The organism is Mycobacterium kyogaense (assembly GCF_003254575.1).
GTDB classification, from domain to species: domain Bacteria; phylum Actinomycetota; class Actinomycetes; order Mycobacteriales; family Mycobacteriaceae; genus Mycobacterium; species Mycobacterium kyogaense.
Genome location: NZ_QJUA01000002.1, coordinates 142,254 through 155,983, shown reverse-complemented (window position 1 = coordinate 155,983; position 13,730 = coordinate 142,254). Strand labels below are relative to the sequence as shown.

Genomic DNA, 13,730 nt, shown 5'->3' with positions numbered 1-13,730 from the left:
TGCGCGGGTGAGCTCGACCCGATCCCGCGACGCGTCGAAGACGCGCGCCGACATCCTGGCGGCGGCCCGCGCGCGGTTCGGCTCCGAGGGCTATCAAGCCACCACGATGCGCGCGGTGGCCGCCGATGTGGGCGTCGACCCGGCGTTGATCAACCGCTACTTCGGTAGCAAGCAGGAGCTGTTCGCCGAGGCCGCGGACTTCACCCTCGAGCTGCCCGATCTCACGGCCGTGGCGCCCGACGACGTCGCCGACGTCCTGCTGTCCCGGTTCTTCGCGGTCTGGGAGCAGGACAGTACGTTCGTCGCGCTGCTGCGGGCGGCGATGACGAGTGAGTCCGCCGTCGAGACGATGCGACGGGTGTTCGCCACCCAGGTGGGGCCGGCGCTGGCGGTGGTCACCCCCGACCACGCGGCCCAACGCGCAGGCCTGATGGGCGCGTTCGTCATCGGCTTGGCCGTCACCCGCTATGTGATGGTGAATCCCGCCGTCGCCGAGCTGAGCCGTGACGAGCTGATTCGCTTCGCCCGTCCGGTGATCCGGCAGATCCTGCTGGGGCCTGTCTAGCCGCGCAGCATCTCGATCACAGCGCTGAAGTCCTTGTCGGCGTGATCTTCGGTGAACTGCCGGTAGATGTCTGCAGCATGCGTCCCCAGCGGAGCCTGCGCTCCCGTCGACGTCACGGCGGCCATTGCCAAGCCGAGGTCCTTGTTCATCAGCGCTGTCGCGAAACCGGGCGTGAAGTCGTTGTTGGCCGGAGACGTCGGAACCGGCCCGGGCACAGGGCAATTGGTGTGGACAGCCCAGCAGTTGCCGGTCGCACCGGTGATCACGTCGAACAGCGACTGCGCGGGCAGGCCGAGCTTCTCGGCGAGGACGAACGCCTCGCCGATCGCGATCTGCTGCACCGCGAGCACCATGTTGTTGCACAGCTTGGCTGCTTGCCCGGCGCCCGAAGCGCCGCAGTGGATGATCTTGCCCGCCATCGGTTCCAGTACCGGGCGGGCCCGTTCGACGGCCTCGGTGTCCCCACCGAGCATGAACGCCAGCGTGCCGGCGGTCGCGCCTTTGATACCTCCCGAGACCGGTGCGTCGATCTGAGCGAGGCCGCGATCTGCTGCCTGAGTGTGGATGGTGCGCGCGTCGTCGACCGAGATCGTGGACGTGTCGATGAGCAGTGCGCCGCTGGGGGCGGCCGGAAGCACGTCGTCGTACACAGCCTTGACGATGGCTCCGTTGGGCAGCGAGGTGATCACGACCTCGGCTGCGCTGACTGCCTCGGCGCCGGTGTGGAACACCGCCGCGCCCTTCTCCTCGGCGGCGTCCCGCAGCGCGACCACCGGGTCGAAGCCGCGCACGGTGTGCCCGGCGGCGACCAGGTTCGCCGCCATCGGGCCGCCCATGTGGCCGAGTCCCAGGAATGCGATCGTCGTCATGCCTCTCCTCTTTACGTCGTCGTCTACGACGCGCGGGCCCGAGCGGCGGCTGCCCGCCCGACCACCACGCGCATGATCTCGTTGGTGCCCTCCAGGATTCGATGCACCCGCAGGTCACGGACGATCTTCTCCAGTCCGTACTCGCGCAGGTAGCCGTACCCGCCGTGGAGTTGCAGCGCCTGGTCGGCGACGTCGAAGCAGGCGTCGGTGACGTAGCGCTTGGCCATCGCGCACAGCGCCACCCGGTCCGGGTGATCCTCGTCGAGCGCAGTCGCCGCTCGCCACAACATCATTCGTGACGTCTCCAGCGCGGTCGCCATGTCGGCCAGCGTGAACCGAATCGTGGGCTCGTCGATGAGTGCGCCGCCGAAGGCGTGCCTGTCGGCCAGGTAGGCGGTCGCCTTGTCGTAGGCCGCCTGCGCGCCGCCCAGCGAGCAGGCCGCGATGTTGATGCGGCCGCCGTTGAGTCCCTTCATCGCGATGCCGAAGCCGGTGCCCTCCTCGCCGCCGAGGAGTGCCTCGGCGGGCACCCGCGCGCCGTCGAGGATCACCTGCCGGGTGGGTTGAGCGTTCCACCCCATCTTCTGTTCGTCGGCACCGAAACTCAGTCCCGGCGTGTCCTTGTCGACGACGAAGGCGGAGATGCCTTTGGGGCCATCGGCTCCGGTGCGCGCCATCACGACGTAGACGTCGGAGCTACCGGCCCCGGAGATGAACTGCTTGACCCCGTCGAGCACCCACCCGTCTCCGTCGCGAACAGCCTTGGTGCGCAGGGCGGCCGCGTCGGAGCCGGCGCCCGGCTCGGTCAGGCAGTAGCTGGCGATCGCGTCCATCGACGCCAGCCGGGGCACCCACGTCTTGCGCTGTTCGGGTGAGCCGAAGGTGTCGATCATCCACGCGCACATGTTGTGGATGGACAGGAACGCTGCGACGGTCGGATCGGCAGTGGCGAGTTGTTCGAAGATGCGCACCGCGTCGATGCGACGCAGGCCGCTGCCGCCCACGTCCTCGCGGCAGTAGATCGCGGCCATGCCCAGTTCCGCGGCTTCCCGCAGGACGTCGGTGGGGAAGTGATGCGTCTCGTCCCACTCCAAGGCGTGGGGCGCCATCCGTTTCGTGGCGAACGCCGCTGCCGTCTCGGCGATCACGCGGTCGTCGTCGCCGAGGCTGAAGAAGTCCACGTCGTCACTTCATGGTCGGGATGACGAATTCCGCGCCATCCTTGATGCCTGACGGCCACCGCTCGGTGACGGTCTTGACCTTGGTGTAGAACTGGATCGACGCGGGGCCGTGCTGGTTGAGATCGCCGAAGCCGGACCGCTTCCAGCCGCCGAAGGTGTGGTAGGCCACCGGCACCGGGATCGGGACGTTCACGCCGACCATGCCGACCTGTACCCGCGAGACGAAGTCACGCGCGGCGTCGCCGTCGCGGGTGAAGATCGCGACGCCGTTGCCGTACTCGTGCTTGCTCGGAAGGCTCAGTGCCTCTTCGTAGTCGTGGGCGCGGACGATGCACAGCACCGGGCCGAAGATCTCGTCGGTGTAGATGCTCATGTCGGTGGTGACGTGGTCGAAGAGCGTGGGACCGATGAAGTAGCCGTTCTCCAGGCTCTGATCGTCGAAGGAGAGCTCGTCCGTCGTGCGTTCGCGACCGTCGACCACCAGGTCGGCACCGGCATCCACACCCTGGGCGATGTAACTCTTCACCCGCTCGAGTGCGGCAGCGGTGACGAGCGGACCGTAATCGGCCTTCGGATCCAGGCTGTGCCCGACGCGGAGCTGATTCACTCGCTCCACCAAGCGATTACGGAGCCGGTTCGCCGTCTCTTCGCCGACCGGGACCGCGACGCTGATCGCCATGCACCGCTCGCCCGCGCTGCCGTAGCCGGCGCCGATCAACGCATCGACGGCCTGGTCGAGATCGGCGTCGGGCATGACGATCATGTGGTTCTTGGCGCCGCCGAAGCACTGGCTGCGCTTACCGTTGGCGGCGGCGGTGGAGTAGATGTACTGCGCGATGTCGGAGCTGCCGACGAAGCCGACGGCCTGGATGTCGGGGTGGGTGAGGATCGCGTCGACGGCCTCCTTGTCGCCCTGCACCACCTGGAAGACGCCGGCGGGCAGACCCGCCTCGAGGAACAGTTCGGCGAGCCTCAGCGGAACAGACGGGTCACGCTCAGAAGGCTTGAGGATGAACGCGTTTCCGCATGCGAGCGCGGGACCGGCCTTCCACAGCGGGATCATCGCGGGGAAGTTGAACGGCGTGATGCCGGCGACCACGCCGAGGGGCTGGCGGATCGAGTAGACGTCGATGCCGCCGCCGGCGCCTTCGGTGAACTCGCCCTTGAGCAGATGGGGGATGCCGATCGCGAACTCGATCACCTCGATGCCGCGCTGGATGTCGCCCTTGGAGTCGGCGACGGTCTTGCCGTGCTCGATGCTCAGGAGTTCGGCGAGTTCTTCGGTGTTGGCGTTGACCAGCTCGATGAACTTCATCATGACGCGGGCCCGGCGCTGCGGGTTCCACGCCGCCCACTCCTTCTGCGCCTCGACGGCAGAAGAGACCGCGGTGTCCACGTCGGCCTTGCTGGCGAGCAATACCTGAGCCTGGACCTCGCCCGTGCTCGGATTCAACACATCTGCGGTCCGAGTGGATGCCAGCTCGCTGCGCTTACCGTCGATGAAGTGGGGGATTCGCTTGGTCATGAGGAGCCTTCCAGGAGCGACCGAGTGTAGATAGTTGGATATCCTAGTAATGAGGGATGGTCGGTGACAAGAGGCCTGCCGATCCGCGCACAGACGTTCACAGCCGGCGCCAACCCCGTTCTCATCCACGGTGCCTACCGTCGATGAGCATGCCGGTTTTCGTCCCGCCCGATCCGACGCTGATCGAGATCCTCTCCTCGGTCCTTCTCTTCCTTGCCGCGTCCCTGCCGGTGGCGATCGGCATCACCCTTGCCGTCGTCGCGGAGCCCGGCGGCACCGTCGCGGCGCGGGTGCGCACGTTGGCGGTTCCGGCATCGGTGCTTCTGGTGGTGGCGACTGCGGTGCAGGTCTGGACCGCGCGATCGACCTCGACGGCTCAGGTCGCGTTGGATGCCGTGGCCGTTCTCGGGCTCGCTGCGCTGTGCTCGCGCCCGTCGCGGGGACTCGCCGCGGTCACCGCGCTCGCTGGGGCGGGCGCTGCGTTGCTGCCGGTCATGCCGTCATCGCTGGCCGCTGCACCCCGCGGTGTGCTCACCATCGTCCATGTCCTCGGGGCGCTGGTCTGGGTCGGTGGCCTGGTGGTCCTGGCGGTCGCAGGACTACTCAGCCGGCGGGCGGGTGCGCAGAGGCCGGACGCCGTGCACGACTGGGCGCAGAGCTGGGAACGGTTCAGCGTGCTGGCGCTGTGGGCGGTCGGGGCCATGATCGTCTCCGGCGCGTGGCTGGCGTGGACACACGTCGGCTCGCCCGCCCAGCTGGTGACCACCCCGTACGGCCGGCACCTGACGATCAAGCTCGTACTCGTGGGTCTGCTGCTCGCGGCAGGTGCGTACAACACCAGGGTGCTGCTGCCGCGCATCCGCGCCGCACGGGCCGACGGTGACACCCGCATGATGCTGCGGTTGGCCGTGGATCACTTCCCCACGGTGGTCGCCGCCGAGTCGGTGATCGCCGTCGCGGTCCTCGCGGTCGTCCCGTTCCTGCGCGGCTCGGCCCGCAGTCAGGCCGGCGTTGCCGCGGCAGGTCCATTCGACCTGACGGTGTTCGGCTGCGGCGCCGTCCTCGTCGCGATCACCGCGGCGGCGCTGTGGGCCGGGACCCGAGTCCCGCCACGAAAGCCTGCGCCTCATCCCACGTCGGCAGCACCCCGGCCTCCCGCGCCTCGGCCAGCGACGGAGCGGCGCGATCCCGGTCGGACAGGATCAACTCGTCGGTAGGGAGCCACGAGGACCAGTCGATGCCGATCGCCGGGTCGAGAGGATCGATGGTGTGCTCCCGTGCGGGGTCGTAGCCGGCCGAACACAGGTAGGTGACCACCGAATTGTCCTGTAGCGCAAGGAAAGCGTGACCCAAGCCCTCTGACAGGTACACCGCGCGGTGAGTGTCGTCGTCCAGCGTCACCGCGTCCCACGTGCCGTAGGTCGGGGAGCCGACCCGGATGTCGACCACGACATCCACGACAGCGCCTCGCATGCAGGTCACGTACTTGGCCTGACTCGGTGGCAGCTGTGCGAAGTGCAGGCCGCGCAGCACGCCCGTCGACGACACCGAGCAGTTCGCCTGCTTCACGTCAAGGGAATGCCCCGTCATGGCGCTGAAGGACGCGTCGGTGAACCATTCGAAGAACCCGCCGCGTGAGTCACCGTGCACCGTAGGCGTCAGCTCCCACGCGCCCGGAACCGCGAGCTCGCGCACCTTCATCCTTCGCGCACCAGGTAGCGCGCTTCGACCGCGTCTTTCAGTGGCGCCCACCACGATTCGTTGTCGCGGTACCACGCGATCGTCTCGCGGAGCCCCTCCTCGAAATCGGTGTGCCGTGGCGCCCACCCCAGTTCATCGCGGAGCGGGCCGGGATCGATGGCGTAGCGCAGATCATGGCCCGCTCGATCGATGACGTGGTCGAAATCGTCGTCGGCGCGGTCCATCAGCCGCAGGATGGTGCGCAGCACCGTGAGGTTGTCGCGCTCGCCGTTCGCCCCGATCAGATAGGTGCGGCCGATCTGGCCGTCGGTCAGAATGCGCCACACCGCGCTGTTGTGGTCCTCGACGTGAATCCAGTCCCGCACATTGGCTCCGGCGCCGTACAGGCGCGGTCGCCGCCCCGTCAGGATGTTGGTGATCTGCCGCGGAATGAACTTCTCCACGTGTTGATACGGGCCGTAGTTGTTCGAGCAGTTCGACAGCGTTGCGGCGACGTTGTACGACCGCACCCAGGCGCGCACCAGCATGTCGGACGCGGCCTTGGTCGACGAGTACGGGCTCGACGGGTTGTACGGCGTGGCCTCGGTGAATCGCACCGGATCCCCCAGGGGGAGATCGCCGTACACCTCGTCGGTCGAAATGTGGTGCAGGCGAACGTCATTGGCGCGCACCGCTTCGAGCACCGTGAACGTTCCCAGGACGTTCGTGTGAACGAACGGAGCGGGGTCGGCGAGTGCGTTGTCGACGTGGGTCTCGGCAGCGAAGTGCACCACCGCATCGGACTCGGCGACCAGCCTGCCGACCAGGTCCGCGTCGGTGATGTCACCCTCGATCAGGCGGATGTCCCCGTCCACCGGCGCGAGCGACTCGCGGCTGCCCGCATACGTCAACGCGTCGAGCACGGTGACGTGCACGTCGTCGCGTTCACGCACGGTGGCATGAACGAAATTCGCACCGATGAAGCCGGCGCCCCCCGTAACCAGCAATCGCATGGTTGCCGACTCTATCCGGCGGGAGTCAATCCTGCGTGAGGCCCAGCGGCCGGGCCAGCTCCTCCAGCGTCGACAGCAGCTCGTCGTCGCCGCCGAGCACCTGGATGGCCACGTGGTCCGCGCCGGCCTGCAGGTGCTCGTCGAGTCGCGCCGCGATCTCGTCGGGTGATCCGTACGCGACCACCGCGTCGATGAACCGGTCACTGCCGGGCCGTTCGAGGTCGTCGTCGGTGAAACCCAACCGCTTCCAGTTGTTGACGTAGTTGGACAACCCCAGATAGAAGTCGACGGTCTGCCGGCCCACCTCTCGCGCAGCGGCCGGGTCGTCGGTGAGAACCACCTTGTGCTCCGGCGCGATGAGCACCGTCGGCCCGAGCAGTTCGCGGGACTGGCCGGTGTGCACCGGGGTCGTCAGGTACGGGTGCGCGCCGGCGCTGCGCTGCGCGGCCAACTTCAGCACCTTCGGCCCGAGCGCGGCCAGCACGCGGCGGCTGGTGGGCACCTTCGCGGCGTCGAGCACGTCGAGATAGTCGATAAGTGCCTGGTACGGCTTGGTGTACTGCTGCTGGTGCTCGGGATGGCCGACGCCGACGCCGAGCAGGAACCGGCCGGGAAAGGCCTTCTCGATGCGGTGATACGACTCGGCCACCTCGTTGGCGTCAGCGGTCCAGATGTTGACGATGCCGGTGGCCACCTGCAGCGACTTGGTCTTCTCGAGGATCGGTTCGACGAACGCCAGATCTGCAGTCGGCGACGCCCCCACCCACACGGTGCCGTAGCCGAGCTTCTCGATGTCCACGGCCTGTTCCGGGGTGACCGGCTGGCCGGTCCACACCCCGTATCGGCCCAGTGCGGGCTTGAGCGATGGACCTTCGGATTCGGACATCGGGACCTCTCGTCGTAGGAATGCGTCGCTGAAGGTCACTACCCGGCAGCGGGCTCGGTCATACCGGTTGTGGCCGTTTCCGCGGGCGCGGGCGCCTCCAGCGGCAGGCACACGATGAACCGGGTGTCGCCGGGCGTCGACTGCACGGACAGGTTGCCGTGATGCTTCTCGACGACGATGCGCCAGGCCAGGTCCAGCCCGAGCCCGGTGCCCTCGCCGAACGGCTTGGTGGTGAAGAAGGGGGTGAAGATCCGGTCGACGATGTCTTCGGGGATGCCCGGTCCGTCGTCGCAGATCTCCACACGCACCGTGGACTCGTTCTCCCGCATGGTCCGGATCGTCAGGTTGCCGTGGCCGTTCATGGCCTGGATCGCGTTGTCGATGATGTTGGTCCAGACCTGGTTCAGGTCGCCCGGGTAGCAGAGCAATTCGGGCAGCGTCTTGTCCTTCTCCCAGTGCAGCGCGACCGGCTTGTCCTTGCCCAGCTTGTCGCCGAAGATCGTCTTGACCGTGCTGAACAGCAGTTCGTGGATGTTGGCGCTCTGGTACTCCGCGCGATCCATCTGCGAGTACTGCTTGGCGCCGGCCAGGAGCGCGGAGATGCGCTTGCTCGCCTCGGCGATCTGGTTCATCAGCAGCTCGGTGTCGATCGTGTACTTCAGCCAGCCGATCGCACCCGGCAGCGTGGCCGAGCAGTCGACGTCGTCGATGGAGGCCTCGACGCGTTCCAGCCAGTCGACGTCCAGACCGGCCTCGACGAATGTCGGCGCGTAGTCCCACGCGCTGTCGATACCGTGCTCGTCGAGCCAGTCGCCGATCTGGTCCTCACGGTCTGACGTCTCGAGTGCCGTCAGCTCCTGCGACTTCGATTTGGCCACCTGCTCGGCGACCTCGTCCTGGATGCTGATCAGCGTTTTCAGCGCGGCGGGGGTGAACTTGCCGTCGGCGAGCATCGCGAGCTTGTGCCGCATCTTGCCGACGCCTTCACGCAGATCGGCGACTGCGCGGGCAGCGGCCCCGGCCGGGTTGTTCAGCTGATGCGTCAGGCCCGCCGACAGCTGGCCCAACGCCAGCAGCTTCTCGCGCTGCCCGAGGATCTGGCGCTGCCGCAGGCCGCCGACCATCTGACCTTCGAGCAGGTGCACGGCCATCGGGAATTCCTTCTGCATGAATTCCGCGAAGGCGTTCGCGTCGAGGACGAAGAACTTCGACGGCCGAGTCACCCGTACCGAGGCTTGATAGACGTGCTCGGCGCCAGGGATGTAGGCCGACCACGCGCCGCAGTACACGCCCCGCTGCGAGGTGCGGTTGGTCTCGATGTCGACCCCGCCTGAGCGCTTCGACATCACCAGCTCGCCCTCGATCAGCACGTAGAAGCACGTCGCGGGATCACCCTCGGAGTGGATCGGGCCGGGTTCGAAGGTGGCGATGTGACCGTTGGCGCACAGCGTCGCCAGCTGTTCGTCGTCGAGTGCCTCGAAGAGGAACAGCGTGCGCAACTCGTCGGGAAGGCACTTTTCGCCCATGACAGGTCCTTCCTATGGCCCGATCGGCAGTGAAGTAATGAAACGCGTATCGCCGGGAGTTGATTCCGCCCACAAGCTGCCGTCGTGCCGGTCGACGATGCGCGCGGCGACGTCGAGGCCCAGCCCGGTGCCCTCCCCGAACGGTTTGGTGGTGAAGAACGGGTCGAAGACGCGGGCCAGCACGTCGTCGGACATGCCGGGACCGGTGTCGCACACCTCGACGCGGAGCCGGTCCAGGTCCCGCAGCGTGCGTAGCGTCAGCGTGCCCGGCGAGTCGCCGATCGCGTCGAGAGCGTTGTCGATCAGATGGGTCCACACCTGGTTCAGTTCGGCCGGGTAGCAGGGCAGCGCGGGCAGACTCTCGTCGTAGTCGCGCACGACGGCGATGTGGGGACCCAGCCGGTGCGACCGCATCGCCAGCGTCGATTCGAGCAGGCCGTGCACGTCGACGACGTCCGACGGGGCCCGGTCGAGTTGGGTGAACTGCTTGGCCTGGTCGACGAGAGTGGAGATGCGCATGGTCGCGTCGGTGATCTCGGTCAGCAGCAATTCGGTCTCCGCGGTGCTGGCGAGCCAGCGGACGACGGGTCCCAAGGAGCTCGGCGTGTTGCAGCATGGCGCCGCCGAGATGCGCTCCATCCAATCGATGTCCAGCCCGGCTTCGGCGAAGATCGCGGCGTGCGCCCAGGCGTCGGGCACGCCGTGGCGTTCGAGCCACTCGCCGAGCGCTTCCTCCAGGTCGGCTTTCTGCACCGACGTCAGATCGTGGGGCTTGCCGGCCACCTCGGCGACCCGGTCCTGCAACTCGACGAGCGACTGCATGGCCTCGGGTGGCAGCGAGCGGTCGGGGAGTTCGGCCCGCCGGTGCCGCATCCCCGCGATCTGGGTGCGTAGTCCCCCTGCGGCGCGCATCGCGGCGGCCGCGGGGTTGTTCAGCTCGTGCGTCAACCCGGCGGTCATCTGTACCAACTGCACGAGACGGTCGTGCGGCCCGAGGATGCGACGCTGGTGGTACCGGCCGTGCGAGTGACCGACGAGCAGATGCGTGGCCATCGGGAACTGCGTGGTCAGGAAGGTGCCCAGGGTGGTGGCGTCGAGTTCGAACAGCCGTGATGGCTTGGTGAGGGTCGCGGTGTTCTCGTACGTCGTCGTCTCATCGAGGAGGAACGCCGACCACGCGCCGCAGTACGAGCCGGGTGCGCAGGCCCGCCAGATCGGGATGTCCCGCGCGCCGGACCGCTTCGACAGTGCGATCTCGCCGTCTAGGAGGACGTAGAAGAAGGCGGCGGGTTCACCCTCGCGGCACAGCTCACCGGCCGGAAACGTCGCGATCCGCCCGCCGGCACACAGCGCCGCGAGTTGCTCGTCGGTGAGGCCCTCGAAGATGAAGAGATCGCGGAGTTCGCTGACGTCGCACGAGCCGGTCATGGAGACGCGCCTCAGGTCTCAGCCAGGTAGCGATGCACGAGCATGACCGCCATCGACCCTTCGCCGACGGCTGCGGCGACCCGCTTGGCCGATTCCGCGCGAACATCGCCGGCGACGAACACGCCCGGCACGCTCGTCTCGAGGTGGTGCGGTGGGCGATCCAGCGTCCAGCCGCTCACGTCGCGCAGGTCCGGTCCGGCGACGATGAAGCCGTGGCCGTCGCGCACGACGACGCCGTCGAGCCAGTCGGTGCGCGGTTCGGCGCCGATGAAGATGAACATCCGCCCGCAGGCGAACTCCTCGCGCTCGCCGGTGTCACGGTGCTCCAGGCAGATGCCTTCGAGGTGCCCGTCGCCCTTGACCGCGTGCACGACCGTGTTCGGCATCTCCTTGATGTTGTCCTGCGCGCGGATCTGCTGGACGAGGTAATGCGACATCGAGTCTTCGAGCGTGCGGCGGCTGACGATGGTCACCGACTTCGCGGTGCGCGACAGGAACATCGCGGCCTGGCCTGCCGAGTTCGCGCCGCCGATGACGTAGACCTCGTCGTCATCGCATTCCGATGCGACCGAGGTCGTCGCGCCGTAGTAGACGCCGGCGCCGGTCAGGATCTCGCATCCTTCGGCGGGCAGCTGTCGGTACTCCACGCCCATGGCGAGGATGACCGCCCGGGTGCCGATGGCGCGCCCGTCGGACAGATGCACCGTGCGGGCATTGCCGTCCACCTCAAGGGCGACCACCTCAGCGGCGGTGATCAGCTCGGCGTCGAACTTCTCGGCCTGGCGGCGGGCGCGTTCGGCAAGTTGCGCGCCGGACAGGCCGTCGGGGAATCCGAGGTAGTTCTCGATGCGTGAGCTCTGCCCGGCCTGCCCACCGGTGGCGGTGCGCTCGATCAGCACGGTCTTGAGGCCTTCGGAAGCGCCGTAGACGGCGGCCGCCAAGCCCGCCGGGCCGCCGCCGATCACCACGAGATCGTAGAAATCACCGGACGGAGTCGTGGTCAGGCCCAGCGTCGCGGCCAGTTCGGCGTCGGTGGGGTCGACCAGCGTTTCGCCCTGCTCGGTGATCACCACCGGCAACGTCAGCCCGTCCTGGCCCGCGGCCTCGAGCAGGGCGGCGCCCTTGGGTTCGTCGGAGCGGAACCAGGTGTAGAACAGCCGGTTGCGGGCCAGGAACTCGCGCACTTCCGACGATCGGGCGTTCCACGGGTGCCCGATGATCTTCGTGTGCGGGATGGCCCGCTCGCCCGTGGCGCGCCACGCCTCGATCAGCGCGTCGATCACCGGGTAGAGCTTCTCCTCCGGTGGATCCCACGGCTTGAGCAGGTAGTGGTCCAGATCGACGACGTTGATCGCGTCGATCGCGGCGTGGGTGTCGGCGTAGGCGGTGAGCAGCACGCGGCGTGCCATCGGGAAGATGTCCATCGCCGCTTCCAGGAACTCGATGCCACTCATTTGCGGCATCCGATAGTCGGCGACGAACACCGCGACCGTCTCGCCGCGCAACTTCAGCTCGTTGAGGGTTTCCAGTGCATCGGGACCGCTCTCGGCCCGGACGATGCGGAACTTCTCGCCGTAGTGGCGGCGCAGGTCGCGAGCCACCGCGCGGGAGACCGCGGGATCGTCGTCGACGGTGATAATCACGGGTTTACGGGGCGCAGCGGCCGAGCCTGTCATCGCCACCAATTATGCGCCCGGTGTCCAGCGGATATGCGGTCAGTCCGGTGCGGTCATCGTCCATCGATACGTACGTCAGTCGTCAGCACCGTCTCGGGCACGGGATGCGCGGTGCGTATCGCTTCGACGATCTCTCCGCGCCGGGTGCGCTCCGCGCGCGCGGCGATACCGCGCATCATCTTCTGCTCCATCACGAAGTGCGGGATGTCGAACCAGAAGTGGCCGACCGCCTCGCCGCTGCCGCGCACCAGCAGCCTCGTCCAGTCCTGCTCCCGGCGCAGCACGAAAGACCAACTGCCCAGCGCTTTTTCGCCTCGACCGAGGCGTTCGCTGTCGGTGGGGGAGACCAGCACCAGATACGACTCCGGCTCAATCGCGGCCACGATCATCGACGCCCGACGCCCGTACCGGCGAGCCAGCCAGATCGTGTCGCCGACGTCGAGTCGCTGCCACTCCCGATGGATCGCGTCAGCGTTGTGGATGTCTGCGCCCACGGCGCGCTCGAGCAGTGAGTAGCTGTAGAAGCCGCCGCGGCCCTCACCGAGTTGCACCAGCCACGCCCAGACGTCGCGGGGCCGGGCGTCGATGGTCACTGCCCTGGTGGTCCGCAGTGCGTCGGGGTCGACGAGTTCGTCGCCGGGCAGGACAGCCGTCATCTCCTCCCGACGCGCACCCCAGGTGTGTATCCAGGGGGCGACGTGGTGTCGATACAGCGCGGCGATTCCGATCGCGGCCATCGCCTCGGTGAGAAAAGGTCGTTGCTTGCCCATCGTGAGCTCAGTCAGCCGCCCGGACGGCCACGCGTCGCGCGGGTGTCTCGGGTTCGGCGATCGGCGCTGACACGGTGAGAATGCCTTTCTCGTACCGCGCGGTGATCGATTCCTCCTCGGTTCCGGTCGGCAACGTCAGCGAACGCGTGAACGAGCCGTAGTGGAATTCCGAGCGGCCGTGGGATTCCTTCTTCTCGCTGCGCTCGGCCTTGATGGTCAGAACCCCGTTGCGCACGGTGACATCGACGTCGGTGGCAGGGTCGATCCCGGGAAGCTCGGCGCGCACCGTGTAGATGCCATCGGCGAGCTCGTCCTCGATCTTGATCGGATGGTGGCTGGCGACCCCCGGACGACGTATCTCCGCCCAGGTCGGGAAGCCGGCGAACAACTCGGAGAAGTCCGGCCAGGCAGGTCGGTGGTGCTGTGTCGCAACGGCGTTCTCGGAGTCGGCGGTCTTCGTCTGCCCGGTCATGTCGTCTCCTCTCGAAGTGCTTGACGGACTCCATCCGACCACCGAATCGTGTTCACGCACCAGGGACCGAAGTCCCGAGCCGTGAGGTGGATGTCGCGCGCGAAAGGACCACCGGCCCTAGCGGAATCACCTGCGCCGA

Annotated in this window: 12 protein-coding genes and 1 pseudogene; 2 read left to right on the top strand and 11 right to left on the bottom strand. The window is 67.7% G+C overall.

Features of this window, described 5'->3' with window-relative positions; genetic code table 11:
* Positions 1-7: 7 nt before the first annotated feature.
* Positions 8-565, top strand: coding sequence for a TetR/AcrR family transcriptional regulator (locus DMB80_RS02750; RefSeq protein WP_111508457.1), 558 nt, complete (start codon positions 8-10; stop codon positions 563-565).
* On the opposite strand, the gene mmsB is transcribed toward DMB80_RS02750, so the two are convergent.
* The 3 genes from mmsB to DMB80_RS02735 are packed head-to-tail and all read right to left on the bottom strand — an operon-like array spanning position 562 to position 4,140.
* Positions 562-1,434 (bottom strand): 3-hydroxyisobutyrate dehydrogenase, encoded by an 873-nt coding sequence (mmsB, locus tag DMB80_RS02745; protein ID WP_111508456.1) that lies wholly within the window; start codon positions 1,432-1,434, stop codon positions 562-564. The genes DMB80_RS02750 and mmsB overlap by 4 nt on opposite strands.
* Positions 1,435-1,457: 23 nt before the next feature.
* On the bottom strand, positions 1,458-2,615 hold the full coding sequence (locus DMB80_RS02740; protein WP_111508455.1) for an acyl-CoA dehydrogenase family protein: 1,158 nt from the start codon (positions 2,613-2,615) through the stop codon (positions 1,458-1,460).
* Between the two features lie 4 nt (positions 2,616-2,619).
* Entirely contained in the window at positions 2,620-4,140 is a 1,521-nt protein-coding gene (locus DMB80_RS02735; RefSeq protein WP_111508454.1) for a CoA-acylating methylmalonate-semialdehyde dehydrogenase, read from the bottom strand.
* 56 nt (positions 4,141-4,196) lie between these two features.
* Here DMB80_RS02735 and DMB80_RS28885 point away from each other — a divergent pair.
* Positions 4,197-5,108: pseudogene (locus tag DMB80_RS28885) on the top strand (CopD family protein); the annotation flags it as partial.
* Positions 5,109-5,211: 103 nt separating this feature from the next.
* Here the strand turns inward: DMB80_RS28885 and DMB80_RS02725 are convergent.
* Genes DMB80_RS02725 through DMB80_RS02690 form a run of 8 tightly spaced genes read right to left on the bottom strand, consistent with a single transcriptional unit; the run spans position 5,212 to position 13,591 of the window.
* The gene (locus DMB80_RS02725; protein WP_111508452.1) at positions 5,212-5,841 is read right to left on the bottom strand and encodes a dTDP-4-dehydrorhamnose 3,5-epimerase family protein; all 630 of its coding nucleotides are present in this window, start codon (positions 5,839-5,841) and stop codon (positions 5,212-5,214) included.
* Positions 5,838-6,833 carry a dTDP-glucose 4,6-dehydratase gene (rfbB, locus tag DMB80_RS02720; RefSeq protein WP_111508451.1) on the bottom strand — a complete coding sequence of 332 codons (996 nt, stop codon included), beginning with the start codon at positions 6,831-6,833 and terminating at the stop codon, positions 5,838-5,840. Before rfbB ends, DMB80_RS02725 begins: the two co-directional genes overlap by 4 nt.
* Positions 6,834-6,858: 25 nt before the next feature.
* Positions 6,859-7,719, bottom strand: coding sequence for an LLM class F420-dependent oxidoreductase (locus DMB80_RS02715; protein ID WP_111508542.1), 861 nt, complete (start codon positions 7,717-7,719; stop codon positions 6,859-6,861).
* 38 nt (positions 7,720-7,757) lie between these two features.
* Positions 7,758-9,245 (bottom strand): ATP-binding protein, encoded by a 1,488-nt coding sequence (locus DMB80_RS02710; protein ID WP_111508450.1) that lies wholly within the window; start codon positions 9,243-9,245, stop codon positions 7,758-7,760.
* 12 nt (positions 9,246-9,257) lie between these two features.
* A complete protein-coding gene (locus tag DMB80_RS02705; RefSeq protein WP_111508449.1) occupies positions 9,258-10,673 on the bottom strand; it encodes an ATP-binding protein in 1,416 nt (471 codons plus the stop codon).
* Between the two features lie 11 nt (positions 10,674-10,684).
* The gene (locus DMB80_RS02700; RefSeq protein WP_111508448.1) at positions 10,685-12,349 is read right to left on the bottom strand and encodes an NAD(P)/FAD-dependent oxidoreductase; all 1,665 of its coding nucleotides are present in this window, start codon (positions 12,347-12,349) and stop codon (positions 10,685-10,687) included.
* 53 nt (positions 12,350-12,402) lie between these two features.
* Positions 12,403-13,119: a hypothetical protein gene (locus DMB80_RS02695; protein ID WP_240430973.1), complete on the bottom strand. Its 717-nt coding sequence runs from the start codon at positions 13,117-13,119 to the stop codon at positions 12,403-12,405.
* Positions 13,120-13,126: 7 nt separating this feature from the next.
* Entirely contained in the window at positions 13,127-13,591 is a 465-nt protein-coding gene (locus DMB80_RS02690) for an Hsp20/alpha crystallin family protein (protein ID WP_111508447.1), read from the bottom strand.
* Positions 13,592-13,730 lie beyond the last annotated feature (139 nt).